This is a genomic window from Rhodoplanes elegans (genome assembly GCF_016653355.1).
Taxonomy (GTDB): Bacteria; Pseudomonadota; Alphaproteobacteria; order Rhizobiales; family Xanthobacteraceae; genus Rhodoplanes; species Rhodoplanes elegans.
Window position 1 is genome coordinate 1 of sequence record NZ_NHSK01000078.1, and the last position, 8,320, is coordinate 8,320.

The 8,320-nt window shown below is 69.4% G+C and carries 8 protein-coding genes; all 8 read right to left on the reverse strand.

The features are described 5' to 3' along the window. Positions 1–84: 84 nt before the first annotated feature. The 8 genes from CCR97_RS10605 to CCR97_RS10640 all read right to left on the reverse strand — a co-directional run bounded on the left by CCR97_RS10605 (position 85) and on the right by CCR97_RS10640 (position 8,119). Entirely contained in the window at positions 85–1,746 is a 1,662-nt protein-coding gene (locus CCR97_RS10605; RefSeq protein ID WP_111355461.1) for a nitrite/sulfite reductase, read from the reverse strand. A 14-nt stretch (positions 1,747–1,760) separates the two neighbouring features. Next, positions 1,761–2,111: a DUF2849 domain-containing protein gene (locus CCR97_RS10610; RefSeq protein WP_111355462.1), complete on the reverse strand. Its 351-nt coding sequence runs from the start codon at positions 2,109–2,111 to the stop codon at positions 1,761–1,763. A 9-nt stretch (positions 2,112–2,120) separates the two neighbouring features. After that, the gene (locus CCR97_RS10615; protein ID WP_201159483.1) at positions 2,121–3,197 is read right to left on the reverse strand and encodes an SAM-dependent methyltransferase; all 1,077 of its coding nucleotides are present in this window, start codon (positions 3,195–3,197) and stop codon (positions 2,121–2,123) included. Between the two features lie 294 nt (positions 3,198–3,491). Then, positions 3,492–4,391, reverse strand: a complete 900-nt coding sequence (locus CCR97_RS10620) for a LysR family transcriptional regulator (protein ID WP_111355463.1) — start codon at positions 4,389–4,391, stop codon at positions 3,492–3,494. A gap of 94 nt (positions 4,392–4,485) precedes the next feature. Next, positions 4,486–4,809 carry a HypC/HybG/HupF family hydrogenase formation chaperone gene (locus CCR97_RS10625; protein ID WP_170145683.1) on the reverse strand — a complete coding sequence of 108 codons (324 nt, stop codon included), beginning with the start codon at positions 4,807–4,809 and terminating at the stop codon, positions 4,486–4,488. Between the two features lie 207 nt (positions 4,810–5,016). Further along, a complete protein-coding gene (gene hypA / locus CCR97_RS10630) occupies positions 5,017–5,358 on the reverse strand; it encodes a hydrogenase maturation nickel metallochaperone HypA (protein ID WP_111355465.1) in 342 nt (113 codons plus the stop codon). A 103-nt stretch (positions 5,359–5,461) separates the two neighbouring features. Continuing rightward, positions 5,462–7,639 carry a formate dehydrogenase subunit alpha gene (fdhF, locus tag CCR97_RS10635; RefSeq protein ID WP_111355466.1) on the reverse strand — a complete coding sequence of 726 codons (2,178 nt, stop codon included), beginning with the start codon at positions 7,637–7,639 and terminating at the stop codon, positions 5,462–5,464. 33 nt (positions 7,640–7,672) lie between these two features. Then, on the reverse strand, positions 7,673–8,119 hold the full coding sequence (locus tag CCR97_RS10640) for a 4Fe-4S dicluster domain-containing protein (protein ID WP_244670374.1): 447 nt from the start codon (positions 8,117–8,119) through the stop codon (positions 7,673–7,675). Positions 8,120–8,320: the final 201 nt, after the last annotated feature.

The window sequence follows — 8,320 nt, forward strand, 5'->3', positions numbered from 1 at the left end:
CCCTCCTCCCGCGCGCGAAGCGCGTGGCGGGGAGGGGGCGGGGGTGGGGGGAAGAGCCCATCCCCGACCTCCGCCGGAGTCGTCTCATCCCGCGGCGGCATAGAGGGCCTCCCGGAACGGCGCTTCGCCGATGCGGCGATAGGCGGCCAGAAACGTCTCCTGCGGCGACGTGCGCAGGGTCAGATACGTGTCGACCACGGTCTCGATCGCATCGACGATGGTGGCCGACGAGAAGCCCGGGCCGACGATCTCGCCGACGGAGCAGGTCTCGTCGCCGGAGCCGCCGAGCGTGATCTGATAGAACTCCTCGCCCTTGCGCTCGAGCCCGAGAATGCCGATGTGGCCGACGTGATGATGGCCGCAGGCGTTGATGCAGCCGGAGATCTTGATCTTCAGGTCGCCGATGTCGTGCTGACGATCGAGGTCGGCGAAGCGCTCGGAAATCCGCTCGGCGACCGGGATCGAGCGCGCGGTGGCGAGCGCGCAGTAGTCGAGCCCGGGGCACGAGATGATGTCGGTGACGAGCCCGGCGTTCGGCGTCGCCAGCCCGGCGGCTTTCAACGCGGCGAACACGGCCGGCAGATCGTCGCGCCGGACATGCGGCAGCACCAGGTTCTGCTCGTGGCTCACCCGGATCTCGTCGAAGGAGTAGTGCGCGGCGATGTCGGCGACCGCCTCCATCTGCGCCGCCGTCGCGTCGCCGGGCGGCGCGCCGACCGGCTTCAGCGACACCGTCACGATGGCGTAGCCGGGCGCCGTGTGCTCGTGCACGTTGCGGGCGGCGAAGCGGGCGAAGTCCGGGTCGCTCGCGACGGCACGATCGAACACGGCGGAGTGGGCCGGCAGCGCCGCGAAGGCGGGCGGGACGAAGTAATCACGAATGCGCGCGACCTCGTCGGCCGGCAGCCGCAATGTCTTGCCCTTCAACTCGGCGAACTCGGCTTCGACCGCTTCCTTGAACGCCGCCTCGCCGGTCTCATGCACCAGGATCTTGATTCGCGCCTTGTACTTGTTGTCGCGCCGCCCCTCCAGATTGTAGACCCGCAGGATCGCCTCGCAGTAGGCGATCAGATCTCCCTCGGGCAAGAAGTTGCGCAGCTTTCGCGCGATCATCGGAGTGCGGCCCTGGCCGCCGCCGACAAAGACGACGAAGCCGAGCGCACCGGTCGCGTCGCGTGTCACCTGGAGCCCGATGTCGTGCGTCTGGATCGCCGCGCGGTCGTGCGGCGCGCCCGTCACGGCGAGCTTGAACTTTCGCGGCAAGAACATGAACTCGGGATGCAGGGACGACCACTGCCGCAGGAGCTCGGCATAGGGCCGCGGGTCGGCGATCTCGTCGGCGGCGGCGCCGGCGAAGTGGTCCGCCGTCACGTTGCGGATGCAGTTGCCCGAGGTCTGGATCGCGTGCATCTCGACGCCCGCGAGCTTCTCCAGGATGTCCGGCACCTCCTTCAGGGCGATCCAGTTGAACTGTAGGTTCTGCCGCGTGGTGAAGTGGCCGTAGCCCTTGTCGTGGTCGCGCGCGATGGTCGCGAGCAGACGAAGCTGGCGCGACGACAGCGTCCCGTAGGGGATGGCGATCCGCAGCATGTAGGCGTGGAGCTGCAGATAGACGCCGTTCATCAGCCGCAGCGGCTTGAACTGGTCCTCTGTCAGCTCACCGGACAGCCGTCGTGCGACCTGATCACGAAACTCCGCGACCCGCTCGTGGACGAAGTCTTGGTCGAACTCGTCGTAGCGATACATCGGGCTCCTCCGGTTCAGGCGCCGGGGTTGCGGCAGGCGGCGGGCGCGCCGGACTGCGGCGCGTCGGCGGGCAGCACGATGGTCGGCCCGCTGGTGCGGATCAGCTCGCGCAGCGCGGCGGGACGCACGAAGGCGCCGTCGCGCACCACCTCGATGGCGGCCACGTCGACCACGAGATGCCGGGCGTCCTGGTCGGCGCGGGCGCGCGCGAACAGCGCCTCGGCCTCGTCCGGCGTCGCGGCGACCTCGGCGTCGGCGATGTCGCGCGACCAGGCGCCGTCGCGGTCGCGGAACACGACCGCCCCGCTGGCGAGGTCGTTGGCGGTCGCGACCACCGGCTGGAACGTCTTCGGTCGCTTGGACATGGGAGACCCTCAGGCGGCGGCCGGTGCGACGTCGCCGGTCGCGGTGTGGTCGGCGGCGATGTCACGCGTCGCGGTGATGCCGGGCACGACCTCGTGCGCGACGCCGGCGGCACGCAGCATCGCGATCGCCTCGGCGCCCTGGTCGGCTGCCGCCGGATCGCCGGACGTGAGGCGCACGACGCAGCGGCCCTCACGAGCGAGTCGCACCAGCAGCGCAGCGACGTCCGGCGCTGTCTCCGACGCTGGCCCCTTGTGCTTGCCGACCGCGATGCGGGTCGCGTCGCGGCGGCCCATCGCGACCACGGCGTCCGGCACCAGCGCGTCGTGGACGATCACATCGGCCTCGAGCAGCAGGCGGTGCGCGCGCAGCGTGAGCAGATCCGCGGCGCCCGGCCCGGCGCCGACCAGAAAGACTTTTCCGCCGGGTGCAGGCGCCGCCTCGGCTTCGGCGAGCGTTTTCAGCGCGATCACCCGGGCGCGGTCGTCCTCGCCGGCGAGGGCCGCTGCGGCCGTGCGGCCGGAAAAGATCGACGACCAGAAGCGCCGGCGCGCCGCGTTGTCGGGCAGGCGGTCCAGCACGATCGCGCGCAGCGATTCGGCGAGCGCCGCGAGGCGGCCGAAGGAGGGCTCGAACAGCGCCTCGATCCTGGCCCGCACCATCTGGGCCAGCACCGGCGCGTGGCCGTCGGTCGCAATGGCGATCGAGATCGGCGCGCGATCGACGATCGCCGGCGTCGCGAAGTCGCACAAATGCGGGCGATCGACGACGTTGACGGGCACGCCGCAGGTGCGCGCGAGCGCGGCGAGCCGCGCGTCCTCCTCCGCGTCACCCGTGGCGACGAACATGAGCGACGCATCGTGCAGCACCGTCGGGCTGACCGGCGCCGCCACACGGATGATGCCGTGATCGGCGACGAACGCGGCGAGCGCCGGGATCGGAGCGGATCCGCACAGCACCAGCCGGGCCTCGGTACGCGTGAGCAGGCGCAGCTTCTGCAGCGCGGCCTCGCCGTCGCCGACGACCACCACGGTCCGTCCGGAGACGACCCAGGAGACGGGGAAGTAGCGAAATCGCGGCATCGGCATGCGGCTCTTTCTCGATGACGGTCGTTGACGTTCGGGACAGGGCCGCCGCCGCGCGGGGCTGCCGCCGCCCTCAAGAGAGGCGGCGCGCGCCGCGGAACTCAAGATCCGCGGAGAAAAAGCGAGATCGCCGTCGCATCGTGGGTCGATGCGACGTGTTTGTTCTTCCTGAGCGTCCCGGAGGGAAAAGTGTTCTCGCGGTTGCGAGATGCCGAAACGCCGGCCTCCGCGATATCGGAGGACCGTCCGTCATCGTCGACAGCGGCGATCTGCGATCGGAGCGGTGGCCGGGGTCGATCAGGTCATGGTCGACAGCGCCGGCGCCAGCATGCGGGCCTCGGCGATGAGGGCGGCGGTGAGCGGCGGCTGCGGGTCGCGCTTGGCGACGACCAAGCCGATCAGGGTCGACACGTCGGGCGCCACGATCGGGATCGCCACGATGCCGTTCGGCATGGCGAGCTCCTCGGCCATCGCTCGCGGCATCACGGTGGACAGGACGCCGGCGCGCAAATGCGTCGCCAGCACCACGATCGAGCTCGATTCCAGCACCGGCTCGGCGACGACGCCGGCCTCCTTGAAGATGCGGTCGATGATGCGCCGGTTCTGCATGTCGGGGGTGAGCAGGCACAGCGGAACCGTGGCCGCCTCCTCCCACGTCACCGAGGCGCGGCCGGCGAACTTTCCGTTGCCCGGCGTCACCAGATAATAACGTTCGCGATAGAGCGGCACCTCGGCGACGCGGCCGACCGGCTCGTTGTCCAGATAGGTGAGCCCGGCGTCGGCCTCCAGGTTTTCCAGGAGCGACAGCACCTCGGTCGAGGTGTGCGAGGCGATCGAGATCTTGATGCCGGGATGGCGCAGCCAGAACGCCGAGGTGAGCTTGTAGATCACCGGCAGCGCGGTCGGGATGGCGGCGATGCGCAGATGACCCTTGAGGCCGAGCTTCATGGTCTCGACGTCGGCGTGCATTGCGCGCATGTCGCCGACGATCCGCCGCGCCCACTCGAGCACGCGCTCGCCCTCCGGCGTGAAGCCGAGGAAGCGGGCACCGCGGTCCACCAAAGGAACGCCGAGCGTGCTTTCGAGCTGTTTGATCGCTGCCGAAAGATTGGGCTGCGAGACGCCGCAGACCTGGGCCGCACGCCCGAAGTGCTTCTCGCGTGCGAGAGCCAGCAGGAACTCGAGTTTCTCTTGCATGACGACGTGCTGGAGTGAGTTCCGGGAGCCGGGCGCTCCCCGCGGAGCGACCTATTCTAATGTGCGGCGAGATCGGGGCCTATCGGGGGAACCTCTATGTCGGGCGCGGCCCGGAGCCGCGCCCAGTCACGGCGGCGAAGTCTCCGAAATCGATCTCGGTCGAGTCGCCGCGCATCGCGGCGAACACCTGGAGGCGCGAGCGGGCGTCCTCCGCGTCGACGATGGCGAGGGCGAAACCAGCATGCACCAGCACCCAGGCGCCGACCAGCGCGTCGGCGGCGGCGGGACCATCGGCCAGCAGCGACACCGAGATGGTGTCGGCATCGCCGGGCCCGGCGCTCGCCTCGGGCGCGAGCGCAACCATGAAGCGATCGCGGTCGACCACGGCGACGATCCGGCGGGGCAGGGCGATGCACATGGGGCGGGTCCGGCGGCGTCGATTCGGCTCAAGCGGTAGGGGCGGCGGTCGCCCGCGAGGGAGCGTCACCGGCTGCCTCGTGCTGCGCGGCCGGGGCGTGAGCGGGCGTCGCGGCGCCGTCGTGCCGGTGCGGTGGATGCCCATCCCGGGCGGACGTTTTGGCGGGTTCGGGCTTCGGCGCGTGATCGCGGCCGCAGTGCTCGCACATCAGAGAATCTCCATCTCGATCAGACGTAGCTGATCGCCCCCGTGGGGGTCGAGACGAACGCCGCCGCAATGCGGGCAGGCGTCCAGGCGGGACGACACGGCGACGTCGGCGCCGCAGTCGAGGCAGGTGGCCCGGCCGGGCGGCCGATCGATCTCCAGCACGGTGCCGTGAAGGAAGGTCTCGCGGGTCGACACGTCGAAGGCGAATCGCAGCGCTTCCGGATCGAGGCAGCTCAGCGTGCCGATCTCGATCCGCAGGCGCGTGACGGTGCGGAAGCCGCGCCGGCGGCGCTCTTCCGCCAGCATGCCGATCAGGCTGTCGCAGATGGTCAGCTCGTGCATGCCGCTTCTCCTGCGAACACCGGTCCGGTGTCGCCTGTCCCGCGTGTGGGACGGGATCGGCGACGGCGCGTGCGCCGCCGCCTGGTGACGGCTCAGGCGACGGTCATTCCGCCGGCTCGAGCGCGCGGACGGGCGCGACCGGCGTCGCGGCACGGGCGAGCTTGGCCTTGAGGTCCCCGTACTCCTGCTGGACGTAAGTCTCGGCCCACACCTGGTCGGCGATCGTCTCCAGCCGGACGGCGGAGAACTTGTACTCCGGCGTCTTCGAGATCGGATCGACGTGATGGACCGTGAGCTCGTTGCAGGCGCCGATCCACCACTGATAGGTCATGTACACGGCGCCGACATTGGTCCGCTCGGTGACGCTCGCGCGGGCGATCACCTTGCCGCGACGCGACTGCACCCAGACCAGCTCCTGGTCCTTGACGCCGACCTCGGCGGCGTCCTTCGGGTTGATGGTGACGTAGCCGGGCTCGTCGGCGAGCGTCGCCAGCGCGTTGCAGTTGCCGGTCATCGAGCGGCACGAGTAGTGGCCGACCTCGCGCACCGTGCACAGGCCGAGCGGATACTCGGCGTCGACCTTCTCCAGCGGCGGACGCCATTCGGCGGCGAACAGCAGGCCCTTGCCGCTCTTGGTCTGGAACTGGTTGCCCTCGTAGAGCCACGGCGTGCCGGGATGCTCGACGTCGGGGCAGGGCCACTGGACGTAGCCGAGCCCGGCGAGCTTCTCGTAGGTCGCGCCCTTGTAGATCGGGCACAGCGAGATCAGCTCGTTCCAGATCTCCTCCGTGCTCGTGTACTTCATCGGATAGCCCATCGCGGTGGCGATCAGGCCGTGGATCTCCCAGTCGTGCTTCACGTCGCCCTTGGCGTTGACGGCCTTGTAGAAGCGCTGGAAGCCGCGGTCCGCCGACGAGAACACGCCGTCGTGCTCGCCCCACGAGGTGGCCGGCAGCACGACGTCGGCGAACATCGCCGTCTTCGTCATGAAGATGTCCTGGACGATGATGAAGTCCAGCGCCTCGAAGCCCTTGCGCACGGTGTCGAGGTCCGGCTCGGTCTGCGCCGGGTCCTCGCCGAAGATGTACATGCACTTGAGCTTGCCCTCCTCGGCCGCGTGCGGCACGTCGGTGATCGCCATGCCGACCTTCTCGGGCAGGCTCGGGACGCCCCACGCCTTGGCGAACTTGTCGCGCGCCGCCGCGTCGGCGACCGGCTGGTAGCCCGGGAACACGTTCGGCAGCGCGCCCATGTCGCAGGCGCCCTGTACGTTGTTCTGGCCGCGCACCGGGCCGACGCCGACATTCGGCTTGCCGAGATTGCCGGTGAGCAGCGCGAGGCCGGACAGCCCCTTCACCACGTCGACGGCCTGGCCCCACTGGGTGACGCCCATGCCCCACAGGATGGTGGCGGTCTTCGCCTTGGCGTAGGTCCGCATCGCCTCGCGGATCTCCGACGCCTTCAGCCCGGTGATCTCCTCGACGTATTCTGGCGTGTATTTGGCGACGATCTTCTTGTACTCGTCGAAGCCCTCGGTGTTGCGCGCCACGTAGGCGCGGTCGTACAGCCCCTCGTTGATCAGGACGTTGGCGAAGGCGTTCACCAGCGCCATGTTGGAGCCGTTCTTGAGCTGCAGCCACTGGTCGGCGATGCGGGCCGTCTCGATGTAGCGCGGATCGCAGACGATGATCTTGGCGCCCTTCTCCTTCGCCTTGATGATCCGGCGGGCGACGATCGGGTGCGAATCGGCCGCGTTGTAGCCGAAGCACAGGATGCAGTCGGTGTTCTCGATCTCGCAGATCGAGTTCGACATGGCGCCGTTGCCGAGCGTCACCATCAGGCCGGCGACCGACGGGCCGTGGCAGACGCGGGCGCAGCAATCGATGTTGTTGGTGCCGATCACGGCGCGGGCGAACTTCTGCGCGACGTAGTTCGACTCGTTGCCGGTGCCGCGCGACGACCCGGTCATCATGATCGAATCGGGGCCGTGCTTCGCCTTGATCTCGGAAAGGCGCTTCGCCGTGTAGCTGATCGCCTCGTCCCACGACACGGCGCGGAACGGCTGGTCGCGGCGCTCGCGCAGCATCGGCTGCTTCAGGCGCGGCGTAAGGATCTTGGTGTCGTTGATGAAGTCGAAGCCGTACCAGCCCTTGAGGCAGAGTTCGCCCTGGTTGGTCACGCCGTTCAGCGGCTCGACCCCGACGACCTTGTCGTTCTCGACCAGCAGGTTGAACTTGCAGCCGGATCCGCAATACGGGCAGACCGAGATGTGCTTTTCCATGGTGTCACCTCGCGGTGTGAAAGGGGGCGTTGCTCAGGCGACCGCGCCGAGCCCGGGCGCCTCGAGGGCCGCCTGCTCCTGGCGCAGCTTGCGGGTGGCTTCGAGGGCGTTGGCGTCCATGACGTGCAGGGCCTTGGTCGGGCACGCCTCGGCGCAGGCCGGGCCCGCCTCGCGGCCGATGCAGAGGTCGCATTTGTGAGCCTCGGCCTTGGTGCCGCTGGCGATCTGGACGCCGGCGAAGCTACGGGTGGCCGGCACGCTGATCACGTCCATGGCGCCGAACGGGCAAGCGACCACGCAGGTCTTGCAGCCGATGCAGCGCTCCTGGTCGACCTGCACGGTGTCGGCCCGGTAGACGATCGCGCCGGCCGGGCAGGCGTTGAGGCAGGGGGCGTCGTCGCAGTGATGGCAGGTCACCGGCGTCGAGATCTTCAGCGTCCGGATCAGCTTCAGGCGCGGGGCGAAGTCGGTCTTCGACATCGCGCCGACAGTATTCGTGCGGGAATGCGCAAGAACACAGGCGACCTCGCAGGTCCTGCATCCGATGCACTTCGATGGTTCGGAAACGATGAGTCGATTCATCTGAACGTGGTCCTCGGCGATTGACGGACTGAGACGGGGCCCGGGCGGTCCGCGGGGATCGGCGGGCCGGGCGCGGCGGGCGCGCCGCACAGGGGCGGG